Here is a 13,775-nt window from a genome sequence, read left to right as displayed (position 1 = left end):
CGTCTGCCGTCTATGTCCGGCCCGGACACACAGGAGCGCGCACCATGAACAAGCCAGAGACCACCATCGGCCACGAAACGCCCACCGTGGGCAACCCGGATCTGCCCCCGGAGGGCAGGATCAACACCGTCGGACATCCGCGCAGCGTCGAGATGCGTGGGCCTCGCAATCCGGCGATCGACAGCCAGTTCCCGAACCAGATCGACCCGCCCGCCACCGACGTCAGCACCCAGCCCTTCTTCTGGTCGTCGTTCAACATCTCCTCGCGCCGCATCCAGGCCGGCGGTTGGGCTCGTGAAGTCATCAAGCAGGATTTCACGATCTCCGAGGAGATTGCCGGAGTCAACATGTACCTCGAGCCCGGCGGCATCCGGGAGCTGCACTGGCACCAGACCGCCGAGTGGGCGATCATGACCCGCGGCAAGTGTCGCGTGACCACCATCGGCCGGTCCGGTCTGCCCAGCGTCGAAGATGTCGAAGAAGGTGACCTGTGGTTCTTTCCCGCCGGCACCCCGCACTCTTTGCAGGGCTTGGGCCCCGACGGTGCCGAATTCGTGCTGGCCTTCGACAACGGCGACCAGTCCGAGAGCAACACGTTGCTGCTCACCGAGTGGTTCGCCCACACGCCGCCGGAGGTGCTGGCCAAGAATTTCGGTGTGGCACAAGAGGTCTTCGACGACATCCCGTTGCACAATCTGTGGATTTTCCCGGGTGAGGAGCCCGGCGAGTTGGCTGCGGACCAGAACGCAGCCGGCGTTGAGTGGGGTGCCAGCGAACCGGTGATCTTCCGACTCTCCCGCTCCAAACCGATGACCGAGAACAGCGGAGGCCGCATCCAGGTCGCCGACAGCACCAATTTCCCTTTGTCGAGCACTGTCGCGGCCGCACTGGTCACCGTCGAACCCGGCTCGATGCGCGAGCTGCATTGGCACCCCAACGCCGACGAATGGCAGTACTACCTTCGCGGTTCGGCCCGAATGACGGTGTTCAACAACGGCCCGCACGCCAACACGACCGATTTCCGCGCGGGGGACGTGGGAGTCGTTCGCCGCAACTACGGCCACTACGTCGAGAACACCGGTGACGAAGTGTTGCAGTTCCTCGAGGTGTTCCGCGCCGACAAGTACGAGGAAGTCTCGCTCGCCCAGTGGCTGAGCCACGTTCCGCCCGCTTTGATCGCCCAGCACTTGAACATCGACGAGGCGATCCTGGCCACTTTCCCGCCCGGGACGCAGGGCATCACGCCGCTGCGTTAGGGACCACTCGCCCACAGGGCCGCCGGCTCCTCGCCATGGAGCTCACTGTGGCGGGGAACCGGCCGCTGCCGTCGAACCCCTTCGAAAAGTCTCCGACACAATCGATCTCGATCACCGACACCCTGTGAGTAACCACCATGACTTCGCACGTACAACTCCCACCTACAACGTTTCCGCAGGTGTCGACCGCACGACGGTATGTGGTGCTGGCCGTCTGCTGCAGCAGCGTGCTCCTGGCCTCGCTCGACAACACGATCATCAACGTCGCACTGCCCTCGATCGCCCGCGACCTCCAGGCGTCACTGTCGACGCTGCAGTGGACTGTCGATGCCTACCTACTGGTGCTGGCCGGCCTGCTCATGTTCAGCGGATCGCTGGCCGACCGGTTCGGCCGCAAACGGGTTTTCGCCACGGGGTTGACAATCTTCACAGTGGGCTCGGCGATGTGCGGGCTGTCGACGTCGGAAGAATGGCTCGTCGCCTTCCGCGTCGTACAGGCCGTCGGCGGCTCCATGCTCATCCCCGTCGCGCTGGCCATCGTCACCAAGGTCTTCACCGACCCGACCGACCGTGCCCGTGCCATCGGCTGGTGGGCAGCCACCAGCGGCGTCGGTATCGCCGGCGGCCCCCTCATCGGAGGCTTCCTCGTCGATTCAGCCGGTTGGAAGTCGATCTTCTGGCTGAACGTCCCCATCGGCGTCGTTGCCGTGATCGCCACAATGGTGCTCGTACCCGAATCGAAAGCCGCACAACCACGTCGGTTCGACCCCGTCGGGCAGGTGTTGGTCGTGGCATTCCTGACCGCGCTGATCTTCGGGATCATCGAAGGCGGACGATATGGTTGGACCTCGCCGCTGGTCATCGGCGGCCTGGCTCTCGCCGCAGCGACTCTCGTCGCGATCATCGTCTACGAATCTCACCGCACCGAGCCGCTGCTGCGTCTGGAGTTGTTCTCCAACTTCGCTTTCGCGAGTTCCTTCGCGATCTCGGTCCTGGGGTTCTTCGCCTTCGCCGGGATGCTGTTCGCCAACACCCTCTACCTGCAGACCGTCCGTGATCTCAGCCCATCCGCGGCCGGCCTGCTGACCCTGCCCTTGGCGGCAGCCACCATCATCGCCGCACCGCTCTCGGGTCGGCTCCTGGCCGGCCACGGCCCACGCACCCCGCTGTTGATCGCAGGCGCGGCACTGACTGTCGGTGCCGCGGCGCTGCTGCCTACCGGAGCCGGCACGCCGGTGTACTGGCTGATCCTGCCCTACGCGGTCTTCGGCGTGGGCTACGGAATGCTCAACGCCCCCATCAACGATGCAGCCGTCTCCGAGCTTCCCGACGATCAAGTCGGGGTCGCTGCCGGCATTGTCTCCACCGCCAAACAGGTCGGTTCAGCACTGGGTGTCGCGATCATCGGATCGGTCCTCGTCACACAGAGCGGTGGATCGCTCGCCGAGGGCTGGCACAGCGCCGGCGTTCTCGCCTGGTCGATGATCGCCTGCGCCGGAGTGCTGATAGTCGCGATCACGCTGGGCATGGCCGACACGCCGGTTGCCGACCACGGTCCGGTACCCGAACGAAGCGCTGCCCGACAACGCATGTGACCACACCGCATCGGCCCAGCTGAATCGACCTCACGCGAGGAGTACCACCCCGTGTCTGACCGCGATATCGGGTTGCAGCAGTCGGCGATCCGACCCACCTGGGCCACCTTGCTCATCCTCTCTTTCGGAGCCGGTAGCACCGACGCTTTCGCCTTCACCGTGCTCGGCGGCATCTTCACAGCCAACATGACCGGAAACCTGATCCTCATCGGACTTTTCGAACGAGCCCACTACCTCCAGACCCTCATCGGTGCCGGCATCGCGCTCGCGGTCTTCGCCGGCGCTGCGTTCGGCGCCTTTCGATACCTGAGTGTCCACGCACGGCGCAGACCCGGGCGAATCCTGGCATTGCTGACAACCGGGGCGGCGGTCCAAGTCATCGTCTCCGTGATGTGGGTGTGCTCGAATGAGAAGGCCGGTCAGACAATCATTTTCGTATCGATCGCAATTTCGGCAGTCGCGATGGCTCTGCAAACCGCCCTCGCCAGGACGATCGGAGCGCCGGTGACCACGACCTTCGTCACCGGCACCATGGTCGCTCTCCTCGGCGACTTGGCACAGGGCAGAACCCAATTCTGGGTGCAGCGAGTCGCCACGATCGTCGCTCTTGTCTGCGGCGCCACGATCACCTCGCTCGTGCTCATCGCCGACCACACCCTCGCGCCACTTGTCCCGGCAGTGACAGCTCTCGCCGCGGTGGTCAACCACCTGATATTCCAACCCGCCGCCAGTCCGATCAAGTGCGCTGGCCCCTTCGCTGGTCACGCACCGCCGGGGACCAACCAATCCGCAAAGTCGATCCAACGTACGGGAGGTACGCGATGAGTGTGTGGATGATCGCCGGTCCGCCCGTCGGGATGGCCGGCGCCATTCAGTGCCAGCTGGTGGCGGCCGGTGAGGATGTGGTGTCCGTACTGCCATCGTCATCGTGGACGCCGCTGAGAAACCACCGTTGCGGCGTGGTCGGAGTCGACATCGACAGTCCTTCGGACACCGATGCAGCCGTCACCAGGATCGCGGCGCGGTTCGGCCAGGTCGACTATCTCATCAACGCGCCGTGGCCCGTTCCAGGACGTTCTGCTGCCAGCAGCCGTGTCCGGGTCCACCCGTTCGGGATCGTCAACATGACGAGAGCCGTCGCCCATGTCTTTCGTGCGCAGCGCCACGGCCACGTCATCAACCTGCATACCCCTTCCTCGGCCGCGTCACCGACTGCTCCGGTGGGGTGTACCAGCTTCGATGCCTCCGCTCTCGGCCACGCCATCCGCATCCAGTTGGCGCCCTACGGTGCGGGACTGACGGTTGTGGAGTCAGTGGGCGGCGCACCGAGATCGTCTTGGGACCAGGCCGCCACGCAGACGCTTGCCGCTGTATCCCTGCCCTCACCTCCCCAGCTGCTGCAGCTTCGACCCGATGCAGCAGCCACCGTGTGACCTCAACCCCCGTTCTGCGTCCGAAGGAGCCAACGTTGTCCGTCCAACTCACCCACTCCATCGACCTCGTCCGCGTCTATGGACGCAGTCAGTGTCGTCGTGCCTTCGAGATTCGTGACTTCCTCAGCCGCAGCGTTGTCCACTACTCCTGGACCGCTGTCGACACCGATCTCGCCTGCACAGACCTGTTCGGGCTGCCACTGGCTCAGGCCGATCTGCCGATCGTCGACCTACCCGACGGGACACGGCTCTACTCACCGTCGGTGGCCGAGATTGCGCGTCGACTCGGTTGGGTGAACGCTCCCAAACTCGCCGAGTACGACCTCACCATCTACGGGGCCGGACCAGCGGGCCTGTCGGCAGCGGTCTACGCAGCGTCGGAGGGACTGAGTGTGGCCGTGCTCGAGCGAGAGGCAGTCGGCGGACAAGCCGGCTACAGCAGCCTCATCGAGAACTATCTCGGGTTCCCTGGTGGCATCTCGGGTGGCGAGCTGGCAGAACGCGCACGCCAACAAGCCGTCACGTTCGGCGCGGAACTGCTTCAGATGCGCGACGGGCTCCAGGCGCGCTTCATCGACGGCCGCGTCCACACGACATTGTCGGACGGCACAACCATCGTCTCGTGCGCCACCGTGTGTGCCACGGGCGTCGAGTGGCGCCGACTGGGCCTGGAGTACGAGGACACCTACATCGGCCGAGGGCTGTTCTACGGCGCCGGCACCAGCGAGGCCCCCACTTGCGACGAACTCGATGTGTACGTCGTCGGTGGGGGCAACTCCGCAGGACAGGCCGCGATGAACCTCTCGGCCTACGCCAGACGAGTCACCATGCTCGTCCGGGGCACCTCGCTGGCATCGACCCTGTCGACCTACCTTGCCGAACGCGTTGTCGAGCAACCCAATATCGCGATCCGAACCAACACGCGCGTCGTCGGTCTCGACGGCGACAACGGACTGGCCGCGATCCACCTCGAAGACACTCGCACCGGCGAGAAGGAGACAGCCACAACCGAGCGCCTGTTCGTGTGTATCGGCGGCGACCCTGCTACCGAGTGGGCTGAGGGCACCAAGACCGTGCGCGACAGCCACGGATTCCTCGTAACAGGGCCCGACCTCGACACCACGTCACCATCGACACCCTGGCCGCTGCAACGGGACCCGTTCTACCTGGAGACGTCCATTCCTGGCTCGTTCGCTGCCGGTGACGTGCGTCGCAATTCGGTCAAACGCGTCGCATCAGCCGTCGGCGAAGGCGCCATGGCGGTCACCTTCGTCCATCGCTACCTGGCAACCACCTAGCCCGGCAGAGGTTTCGAAGCGGCGGCGTCGCGTTTCATCGTGGGGGAGTAGCGGACTCGCCGCCGAGCGGCCACACCATCCCGCACGACATCGTCGACGGCGCCGAGCTCGTTCGTATCCCTGCAAATCCTGTTCGGCATCTGCCTGCGGTGCCGATGAACAACTTCGCCTCGAGTACGTAGATTGTGAAGCGCACCATCGATATTCGCAGCTGCTCTACACACACTCCAGATGTCGACGGGCGCTGTTCTTCAGCCGACTTTTCGGTACTTCTTGTGCATGGCCTGTTTCGAGACCTGAAGCAGGCTGCCGATCTCCGCCCACGAGAGCCCGGCCAGTCGCGCCCGCCGCACCGCGACCTCTTCCTCTCGCGCGATTTGCTGTCGTCGCGTGGCGACCTGGGAGAGTTGTTCGATCGGTGTCATGTCGTCGTCGCCGTCCAGTCCTACCTTCATGGTGACCAGGGTGCCCGCGGTTTCGCTCTTCGTCAACATTGGTTGACGAGGCAGGACTCGCTACTGATCACCCGCAGGCCCGGCGAGCGCAGTCTGTTTGTGCTGGCATCGCGAGACCTCGTCAAGGGGTGGAGCAGGACCCGGTGGTCGGATAGGTCAGTCCGGCGTAGACATTGTTCAGGGGACTGCTGTCGGCGGTGCCGTGCACGGCGACGCCCTGCGGTTGCCATCCCAGTGTGGGGAACGGGATCTTGATCGGTAGTTGCACCGACCGTCCGGAGTCGATCAGCGGGATCTGGCGTCCGTAACCCCAGTTTGAGACAAAGCCGTTGACTTGCACATTGCGGGCGGCGCCACCTGTGTTGGTCACGGTCAAGTTCACGAATTTGCCCGTGGCGTCACACGTATAGGAGTTGACGACAACACTGAGGTCGGGGAGTTGTTGTGCGTCAGCTGTCCCGGTGCCGACCGTGAGTAGCCCAGCTATCGCCACGGCGATTCCAGTGGCAGTCGTGGCGGCCGCGCAGCGCGCGTTGAACTTGTTTGTTGCCATTAGCGCACATTAGCAAAGCGACACTTTGCGAGGGAACATTTGGAATCGGTGTCGGTCGCTAGATCTCCCCAGCCGAGGAGCGTGCTCTCATGCGCTACTAGCTGTTCCCAGGTATGGGGTTACCTGTTGAGGATCAGTCTGTGATGCAACGATTTAGTGGTCGTTGTACGGGATGGATGTCCCTGCTCGGCGGCAGCCTCCGGTTGTTCGGGCGACGAGTTTTCCGGTTCTGTCTCGGCAAACGCGCGTGTAGCTCAGGCCGGCGTTGTGAGTGCCGCTGTGCCCTGCTTGGCATCCGCCCGCCGAGCCTAGGTCTGTGGGCCTGGTACTCTTGGTCTCATTAATATCATCAGTAACTTGAGCAACACGATCTGGAGTTGCTAAATGCCCGTGCGCAGCCCCCGCGGACCCCTCGGCGTCCGAACCGTACTGACGGCGGCGGCCACTGCCGTCGCTCTTGTCGGCGGACTCGCCCAGGCCGGCGGAGCCCAGGCGGCCGACGGCTACCCGTACGTCAATCTCGGTGACAGCTACAGTGCGGGCGCGTCGGTGTTCCCCCAGGCGACGAGTGCGGCGACTTTCTGCTCGAACTCGGAGGTCAACTACTCCAGTATCGTCGCCAAGCGACGCGGGACGACGGTCGCCGACGTCAGTTGCTCGGGCGCGACGACCGAGAACCTGACTCAGTCGCAATACCGGTGGCAGGGACCTCAGATCAGCGCGGTGGGACCGGCCACCCGCTTGGTCACCTTGACGATCGGCGCGAACAACAACGGGCTGTTCAACGACTCAACCTCGGCCTGTCAGCAAGCCTGGCTGTCCGCGCCGTTGTCGGCCACCCCGTGCCGCGACAAGTTCGGCACCTCGTTGGTCGACAAGATCAACTCCTCGACCTACCCCGACCTCGTGAACGCATTGCGCCGCATCGACCGCGCCGCCCCGCGCGCCCGCGTCGTCCTCGTCGGGTATCCGCAGATCTATCCGGCCGCGGGCACTGCGCTCTGCTCGGCGTCTTTGCTCACGGCGCCCGGAGACACCAAATACCTGCACGGAGTCTTCACCGCCCTCAACGCCGCCATGCGCCGCGCCGCCGCCGCGACACGCACAACCTTTGTCGACATGACCAAGGTCTCCACCGGTCACGACGCCTGCGCAGGCGATCGGCGATGGGTCGAGCCGACGTTGGGTGCGGTCAGCTTCCCGGCTATGCACGCCAACGCACGAGGCCAGCAGGCGATGGCCGATCAGGTCGTGGCCGCACTGCGCTGAGGGACCGCGTCGAGGACCTGCTCGCCGTGTCGGGACTACACACTCGACGGTAGGGGGGAGTGGTAAGTCGAAGAGCTTCTGCCGGTAGCAGTCCGTATGCGATGTCGGTCACCGGCCATTTTTGTCGGCACGACAGGCTGGCCCTTGAAGTGGGCACGGTGCCCGACGGTGTCCCGTGGTGGCGTGGTGTACGCGCCGACGGAACTCCGGCTACGTGTCGCGGCGGGCGTGCAGCTGCCCTGCTCGAGGCTGAAAGAGTTTCGACGCGACATGGACGCGTCCATCTGGCCGGCGTGGGCAGCGATGTTCGCCGTTGTCAGTTCAGGACTGTGGCCAGATCAAGGCGGGTGAGGCGGTCCGCGTCGGAGAGGATGTCGATCGCGGTGATTCGGTCGCCGGCGACGGCGAATTCGATGACCGAGAATGGGGCGCCGTCGACAGTGTTGACCAGTCCCGCACGACCGTTGACCACAGCAGGATGAATGGCACATAGGGTGGCCATGCGCTGGAACGTTTCTGCTTGCCCGGCCACGGCGGCCGCGCCGCGAATCACTCGCATCGCTTCGCCGGCGTCGGCCCGGAGCACCACGTTGGGGTCGAGAAGTTGCAGGAGTTCATCGAAGTCGCCGCCGCGGGCGGCGGCGAGGAAGGCATCGACGAGGCGGCGTTGCCGGGGCAGGTCCGGGTCCGGTGTCACACCGTGGACTCGTCGGCGCGCTTGGCTGGCCAGCTTCTTCGCTGTCTGCGGTGTGCGGTCGACAATTGGAGCGATCTGCTCATACGGCAGGGCGAACATGTCATGTAGGACGAAGGCAAGTCGTTGGGCCGGACTGAGTGATTCCAGCACCACCAGCAGCGCCAACCCAACCGAATCAGCAAGCACTGCTTGATCTTCGGGGTCAAGCGTGTTCTCGCAGACGATCACGGGGTCAGGAAAGTGCTCGGAGTCGAGGGGCTCCTCGTGGCGTGCCTTGCGTGTCCGCAGCATATCCAGGCACACCCGGCTCACGACGGTGGTGAGCCAACCACCGAGGTTGTCGACATCACCTGTGTCACTGCGAGCCAGCCGCAGCCACGCTTCCTGCACGGCGTCGTCGGCCTCAGTGAGCGAACCGAGCATTCGATAGGCCACCGCGCGCAAGTGGGTGCGATGGCCTTCGAATTCCTCGGCCAACAAGTAATCATCGTGCACCAGGTCCTCCTTGATCTCGTCCCGTATCGATGACGAACTGCGGGCGAGAAACGTGACCCTATCCCGCATTCTTCGCCTAGTTTCCTGCGTGGTTCCTGGTACGCGCTGCCGATCGACTCGGACAGAAGACGGCCGCTATCGGCACCGGAGGTCCTGGCAGGCCCCCCAAACGCTCTACGTGCTGGTTTCCTCGCTGCGGTCACGTTTGTTCACCGCCGTCCGTCAATGCGCCAGACCACCGACGGCGCAGGCTTCCGGTGCCGAGGTCTTCCGCTGCGGGAACCAGCCAGTTGTCAACGAAGGGAATGATCAGTGAACGCGATCGAAGTACACGGTACCGCCGCTGACGGATACGAACGGGTGCGCGTTGAGTTCGCCGCCGTCGTTGCCGAGGAGGACGGGGAATCAGGCGCTCAGCTCGCCGCATTCGTGCAAGGCCAGCAGGTGGTGGACGTGTCTCCTGGACACCCGCGGACGAAGGAATGGGCGCACGCCGGAGTGGTTTTCGTCTACGGCGGCGCCACCCTCACACATGGCCGTCGGCGACGGCCCCGATAACTGGGCGACACCCCTGTTTCTCGCCGCCGCTACCTTCGCCACCCGAGCATGGCCTCCGCCCGGGATGTCCATCGCCGCAACCACGCCCGCGATCCGTGGAGCCCGGCTTCGGACTCAGCACGCCTGATCGATCTGATACCAACCGCAATTCACCACTGAGAAAAGGAAACCCACACCATGACCACGAACTCCACAACCCAGCTGCGCGAAGGCTCTCGGATGCCCAACCCGCAGGAGCTCGTCCCCGAACTCGGCGACGTCGGCGCGGCGCTGTTCAGAGCCACCGGCACCGGAGCGGTTCCACGTGCCACCATCGGCCTGGTGCAGTTGCGGGCCGGCCAGATCGTCGGCAGCACCTACCTGGCAATTCTGCACACCGCCAACCTGCGTGCCGCCGGAGAAGCCGAAGAACGGATCGCCGCCGTCGCGACATGGCGCGACGCGCCCTACTTCGCCGACCAAGAACGTGTCGCGCTGGCGTTGGTAGAAGCTGTTCAGCAGCCGGCCACGCAGAGTGAGCGGGTGCCCGACAGTCTCTACGCTCTGGCAGCGAAGCACTACGACGACAAGGCCCTGGCCACTCTCGCCATGGCAATCGGCCAGGTGAACTTTTTTGTCCCGCTTGCTTTGATCGGACAGCCGCTGCCCGGCCGGACCCCGGACAAACAATGGACCCCCGTGTCCAGCTGACCAGGCTGCGAAACCACAGCTACTCGCTGAACGTTCATGCAGGGAGCAGAGCGACTTCCAGGTGAGCTGTACCGTGCGTGCCACACTGCAAGTCGATTGCGATGTGAGTGAACTGGAATCGATGTTCGACGTCGCGATCCCGAGCAGCACCTTCTACAGCTCTGGGCCGACACCACAGGGCAGGGCGTTGAGGCGGTCATCTAGGAGGACGATCCTCGTAGATTCGCTGGGTGACCGTGAGTCCGGGAGTTGAGACTCGATCGTCCCTCAGCTCTCCCGTGGCCGTGATCTCGTGCGACGCCATTCAGTCTCAACTAGGGTGCAGAAGCCTCAAATACGTTGTCATCCGAAGAGGAGTGTGGTCGTGGACTCGGATTGCATCAGGTGCAATGTGCGTTTTCAAAAATGTCGTAGTATCCGTTACCTATACTTCAAAACTACCGTGGGACAGTTGTTTTCGGTTCTTAGCCGTTACAAATGGTCGAGTACGCTCAGCCAGCGGTCGACATCTTTCGGTACCCGTACGCTGAGGAGCTTGGTGTGGACGAGTCGCCTGATCGACAGCAGGCTGCCCGTCGTTTCCGCTGGTGGGAGGGCGTCGTCGCGGTGCTGATCGTCGTCGTCGGTGTAGGGGCGGGCCTTGCTGGTCTGAGATGGGCGCTGTTCGAGTGGATCGACAGGTCGATGCTTCCGCACACCTACGAGTCGGTCGACAGCGCCACGGGTATGGCCGAGAGAATGGGCTTGATCCTCGTCGATGGCGACGATGTTGTCTACGGGGAAGTGACCAGCGCTTTTCCCGACTCTAATGCGTATCTGGTCGTCGTCACACCGTCGGCTGACCGGCTGGCCCAATTGCTTGACCGGTCGGGATTCCCGCCACCCACCTCGGTCACCCCGGACAGCTTCGGCGTCGGAAGCCACAAAGGCCATGGGCCGGCACCCAGCGCCACGCTGGTGCGATCCGAACAATGGCGGTCCACCAACTTCCTCACTGCCATCTGGGATCCGATACGAGACCCCCGGAGGGTTTACATCAGCGCTACCCAGACCTGATTTGCGGTCCTGCCGCCCGTTCCGACCCGGTGCCTGCCATGGGTGGAGTGTTAGTTGCGGCGTTGAGCACGCGGCGATCGGCTTCCTGTATCCGCTTGACTCGAACGATCCGCGGCGTCCCACCTGAGCCCGGGTTCGTTGTTCCGGGGTTTTTTGCTCGCGGCCGCAGAATTCGATGGCTGAAAGCTACGCGGCTGCCGACAATATGAGGATGGAACCCGACAACTACGCAGACGACTGGACACCGACAGTCGCGGACGGCCCTGTCGATTTGGTGGTTGATGGTGAGCTGTGGCAAGTTGCTGTGCAGTCCGACGGGGGTTGTCGTTACGCCTGGGTCTCTGGTCCGAACCCTGGCTATGGCTTTTCTTCAGGCCCTATTCGCATCGCGTGGAGGAAGGGCGTCACGCCTCTCACCCCGCCGCCAGCCATTCCGGGTCGGACAATTGCCTACCTACGCGAGTCGATCAGTGAGTTCCTTGCGGATGTCGATCCCAACACCGGGTACCTGTCCGAGGAGTGAATGCGGCGCTCGCATCGAACACTGCTCACCAGATGAAACAAGCAGTGGCTTACTGGTAACCCTGCATATTCGGTCGCTGCATATAGCGGTTGCAGCGGCCCGTGAGTCGTTGCAAGTCCTATCTGTCCGGCGACTATGCGTTCGGCCGCGACAGATACGGCAAAATCGAGGGCATGTGCCAGACATGGAGCAAGTACCAAACGGTCCCGGCTGAATGTGAGGAGCCGCCGGCCGGCATCCAACCGGGCAAGTACGTGATCGCGATCGAGAACGGTCACGGGGCTCTCACGGCATGGGCTGCGGGACCGTCGCGGTGTTTTCGGTTCGAGTTCCCAGTAGATGCACGTCCGCCAGTAAAGACGGTGTGTACCGATCCTTCGACGGGCGAAGCGACCGTGCGCTGGGACCCATTCAGCGAGGACGACGCCAACGCGATTGCCGGGGCGATCAATGCCTGCTCGCGCTCCCTGCCAGTAGCTCCGTTGATTCCGGCGATGCGCCGCTTGTTCGCTATGGCGGCCACTTCGCCGAACCAGGCAGTCTTCCGCAGGGTGCAGACGTCACCATACAGTGACCTGGATACTGCTTCTGGTCCCGACCCGAGTAGGAATCGATGTTCATGACACACCGCCATCACGATTGGCTGGCCGATGTAGCCGATCAGATGCAACGCGACTTCCAGCGAGCCCACGCGGCGGCATCGAAGCCCGGTGGCATCCAGGAGTCAGGGCATCACGGTGAGCGAATATGGGGTGCTTTTCTCGAGGCCTGGTTACCGCCGCAATACGAAATCGGGTATCGCAAATACATCCTGTTGGAGACCGACCCCGGAGACGGCGCCGAAGCATCCGCGGAGACGGACATCGTGATATTCCACCCCTCCTACCCGCACGCGTTGCGTGGGCGACCTGACGTTCTTCTGGCGGGAATTGTCGCGGCGTTCAGCGCGAAGCTCACTCTCGATCGTGCAGGCATGGACGAGGCTGTGAAAGAGTCGGCCAAGGTCAGACGAGCGGCCAAGCTTCGATCCGTCGACTTGAACGGTAAGCTCCTACCACCGTTCGTCTACGGCGTTTTGGCACACACGCATTCGTGGAAGGCCCCCGCATCCAAGCCGGTCCAGGTAATCACGGCGGCGCTCGACGAGCTCGACCGGAAGTTCAGTCTGGAGCCCCGAGAGGCCCTGGACTTGCTGTGTGTAGCAGACCTCAATCTGTGGTCAAAGCAAACCATGCTTGTTACACCTGATGTCGCAGCACAGATGCCGGCCAGTGTGGCTGGGCCTGACGGGCACATTCAGTACGCGTTCCTGAACGTTGGCCATGACGAACTGGCCCAGGATGCTAGGAATCTAGTGTTACCACCGGTGGCGTTTCTCATCGGTCTGCTCTACGAGAAGTTAAGCTATTACGATGACTCGCTATCGGCAATGGCGGACGGATTTCGACTCACGGAAACAAGCTGGTACGGGCTTTCCCAGGCAGGTGGCAACCGCCTGTTCGCACCGAGCTCTCTCGTTGCGGGGGCGCAGCTAGATGCGTTCGAGGGCAGCATGTTTCTGCGTAGGATCTATTGGTGAGGGTACTTGCGCGGACCCAATCTCGGTGCGCAGATCACCAAGACCGTACTCAAGAGAGGCTCGCGAAGCTGCTGCTGTACAGGGCTTTACAGCCACTACTGGTAACGCTGGGCTTTCGATTCCGTCGTATTCGTTAGAGACCGAGTGTGGGGGCAAGTAATGGGTGGGTGTTGCAACGCAAACCGATAGATCCAAAAGGGGTTTGCATCTCTGTGATGCAGCTCGGTGACTTCCTGAACCACTCCAGCTATTAGTGGTGTACCTTATAGATCATCGTTGATGTGTACCAGTATCTCTCTGACAGCTAGGCGAGCTGGC

Annotated in this window: 15 protein-coding genes; 12 read left to right on the top strand and 3 right to left on the bottom strand. The window is 63.3% G+C overall.

What is annotated here, in order from left to right:
- Positions 1 to 44 precede the first annotated feature (44 nt).
- From ACFW3F_RS04280 to ACFW3F_RS04260, 5 genes are all read left to right on the top strand, one after another.
- Complete coding sequence (locus tag ACFW3F_RS04280; protein WP_388054657.1) at positions 45 to 1,256, top strand: cupin domain-containing protein; 1,212 nt, start codon at positions 45 to 47, stop codon at positions 1,254 to 1,256.
- A 137-nt stretch (positions 1,257 to 1,393) separates the two neighbouring features.
- Positions 1,394 to 2,851, top strand: coding sequence for an MFS transporter (locus ACFW3F_RS04275; RefSeq protein WP_388054655.1), 1,458 nt, complete (start codon positions 1,394 to 1,396; stop codon positions 2,849 to 2,851).
- A gap of 51 nt (positions 2,852 to 2,902) precedes the next feature.
- On the top strand, positions 2,903 to 3,676 hold the full coding sequence (locus ACFW3F_RS04270; RefSeq protein WP_388054653.1) for a YoaK family protein: 774 nt from the start codon (positions 2,903 to 2,905) through the stop codon (positions 3,674 to 3,676).
- On the top strand, positions 3,673 to 4,284 hold the full coding sequence (locus tag ACFW3F_RS04265; protein ID WP_388054651.1) for an SDR family NAD(P)-dependent oxidoreductase: 612 nt from the start codon (positions 3,673 to 3,675) through the stop codon (positions 4,282 to 4,284). Before ACFW3F_RS04270 ends, ACFW3F_RS04265 begins: the two co-directional genes overlap by 4 nt.
- Before the next feature lie 35 nt (positions 4,285 to 4,319).
- A complete protein-coding gene (locus ACFW3F_RS04260; RefSeq protein ID WP_388054649.1) occupies positions 4,320 to 5,582 on the top strand; it encodes an NAD(P)/FAD-dependent oxidoreductase in 1,263 nt (420 codons plus the stop codon).
- A gap of 251 nt (positions 5,583 to 5,833) precedes the next feature.
- Here the strand turns inward: ACFW3F_RS04260 and ACFW3F_RS04255 are convergent, their stop codons facing one another.
- Together ACFW3F_RS04255 and ACFW3F_RS04250 are read right to left on the bottom strand one after the other, a co-directional pair.
- Positions 5,834 to 6,037 carry a hypothetical protein gene (locus ACFW3F_RS04255; RefSeq protein ID WP_388054647.1) on the bottom strand — a complete coding sequence of 68 codons (204 nt, stop codon included), beginning with the start codon at positions 6,035 to 6,037 and terminating at the stop codon, positions 5,834 to 5,836.
- 121 nt (positions 6,038 to 6,158) lie between these two features.
- The gene (locus tag ACFW3F_RS04250) at positions 6,159 to 6,590 is read right to left on the bottom strand and encodes a hypothetical protein (RefSeq protein ID WP_388054645.1); all 432 of its coding nucleotides are present in this window, start codon (positions 6,588 to 6,590) and stop codon (positions 6,159 to 6,161) included.
- Between the two features lie 384 nt (positions 6,591 to 6,974).
- On the opposite strand from ACFW3F_RS04250, the gene ACFW3F_RS04245 reads away from it, so the two are divergent.
- Entirely contained in the window at positions 6,975 to 7,859 is an 885-nt protein-coding gene (locus ACFW3F_RS04245) for an SGNH/GDSL hydrolase family protein (RefSeq protein WP_388054643.1), read from the top strand.
- A gap of 316 nt (positions 7,860 to 8,175) precedes the next feature.
- Here ACFW3F_RS04245 and ACFW3F_RS04240 read toward each other — a convergent pair whose 3' ends face one another.
- Positions 8,176 to 9,051, bottom strand: a complete 876-nt coding sequence (locus tag ACFW3F_RS04240; protein WP_388054641.1) for a sigma-70 family RNA polymerase sigma factor — start codon at positions 9,049 to 9,051, stop codon at positions 8,176 to 8,178.
- 312 nt (positions 9,052 to 9,363) lie between these two features.
- Between ACFW3F_RS04240 and ACFW3F_RS04235 the strand changes: the two genes are divergently transcribed.
- The 6 genes from ACFW3F_RS04235 (at position 9,364) to ACFW3F_RS04210 (ending at position 13,457) form a co-directional block, all read left to right on the top strand.
- Positions 9,364 to 9,609 carry a hypothetical protein gene (locus tag ACFW3F_RS04235; protein WP_388054639.1) on the top strand — a complete coding sequence of 82 codons (246 nt, stop codon included), beginning with the start codon at positions 9,364 to 9,366 and terminating at the stop codon, positions 9,607 to 9,609.
- 177 nt (positions 9,610 to 9,786) lie between these two features.
- Entirely contained in the window at positions 9,787 to 10,299 is a 513-nt protein-coding gene (locus ACFW3F_RS04230; protein ID WP_388054637.1) for a carboxymuconolactone decarboxylase family protein, read from the top strand.
- Positions 10,300 to 10,776: 477 nt separating this feature from the next.
- Positions 10,777 to 11,355 carry a hypothetical protein gene (locus ACFW3F_RS04225; RefSeq protein WP_388054635.1) on the top strand — a complete coding sequence of 193 codons (579 nt, stop codon included), beginning with the start codon at positions 10,777 to 10,779 and terminating at the stop codon, positions 11,353 to 11,355.
- A 211-nt stretch (positions 11,356 to 11,566) separates the two neighbouring features.
- Positions 11,567 to 11,878 (top strand): hypothetical protein, encoded by a 312-nt coding sequence (locus ACFW3F_RS04220; protein WP_388054634.1) that lies wholly within the window; start codon positions 11,567 to 11,569, stop codon positions 11,876 to 11,878.
- 173 nt (positions 11,879 to 12,051) lie between these two features.
- The gene (locus ACFW3F_RS04215) at positions 12,052 to 12,501 is read left to right on the top strand and encodes a DUF5956 family protein (protein ID WP_388054962.1); all 450 of its coding nucleotides are present in this window, start codon (positions 12,052 to 12,054) and stop codon (positions 12,499 to 12,501) included.
- Complete coding sequence (locus ACFW3F_RS04210; protein WP_388054632.1) at positions 12,498 to 13,457, top strand: DUF6602 domain-containing protein; 960 nt, start codon at positions 12,498 to 12,500, stop codon at positions 13,455 to 13,457. Before ACFW3F_RS04215 ends, ACFW3F_RS04210 begins: the two co-directional genes overlap by 4 nt.
- The last annotated feature ends 318 nt before the right edge of the window (positions 13,458 to 13,775 follow it).

The sequence above is a fragment of the Gordonia sp. NPDC058843 genome, from assembly GCF_042743165.1.
Lineage (GTDB): Bacteria > Actinomycetota > Actinomycetes > Mycobacteriales > Mycobacteriaceae > Gordonia.
The sequence above is the reverse complement of the archived record's forward strand: the minus strand, read 5'-3'. Positions and strand labels throughout refer to the sequence as shown.

What these genes read in the sequence shown, in the direction of transcription:
- ACFW3F_RS04280 (WP_388054657.1), top strand. Translation starts at nt 45, where the DNA reads ATGAACAAGCCAGAGACCACCATCGGCCACGAAACGCCCACCGTGGGC.
- ACFW3F_RS04275 (WP_388054655.1), top strand. Translation starts at nt 1,394, where the DNA reads ATGACTTCGCACGTACAACTCCCACCTACAACGTTTCCGCAGGTGTCG.
- ACFW3F_RS04265 (WP_388054651.1), top strand. Translation starts at nt 3,673, where the DNA reads ATGAGTGTGTGGATGATCGCCGGTCCGCCCGTCGGGATGGCCGGCGCC.
- ACFW3F_RS04255 (WP_388054647.1), bottom strand. Translation starts at nt 6,037, where the DNA reads ATGAAGGTAGGACTGGACGGCGACGACGACATGACACCGATCGAACAA.
- ACFW3F_RS04250 (WP_388054645.1), bottom strand. Translation starts at nt 6,590, where the DNA reads ATGGCAACAAACAAGTTCAACGCGCGCTGCGCGGCCGCCACGACTGCC.
- ACFW3F_RS04245 (WP_388054643.1), top strand. Translation starts at nt 6,975, where the DNA reads ATGCCCGTGCGCAGCCCCCGCGGACCCCTCGGCGTCCGAACCGTACTG.
- ACFW3F_RS04230 (WP_388054637.1), top strand. Translation starts at nt 9,787, where the DNA reads ATGACCACGAACTCCACAACCCAGCTGCGCGAAGGCTCTCGGATGCCC.
- ACFW3F_RS04225 (WP_388054635.1), top strand. Translation starts at nt 10,777, where the DNA reads ATGGTCGAGTACGCTCAGCCAGCGGTCGACATCTTTCGGTACCCGTAC.
- ACFW3F_RS04220 (WP_388054634.1), top strand. Translation starts at nt 11,567, where the DNA reads ATGGAACCCGACAACTACGCAGACGACTGGACACCGACAGTCGCGGAC.
- ACFW3F_RS04215 (WP_388054962.1), top strand. Translation starts at nt 12,052, where the DNA reads ATGTGCCAGACATGGAGCAAGTACCAAACGGTCCCGGCTGAATGTGAG.
- ACFW3F_RS04210 (WP_388054632.1), top strand. Translation starts at nt 12,498, where the DNA reads ATGACACACCGCCATCACGATTGGCTGGCCGATGTAGCCGATCAGATG.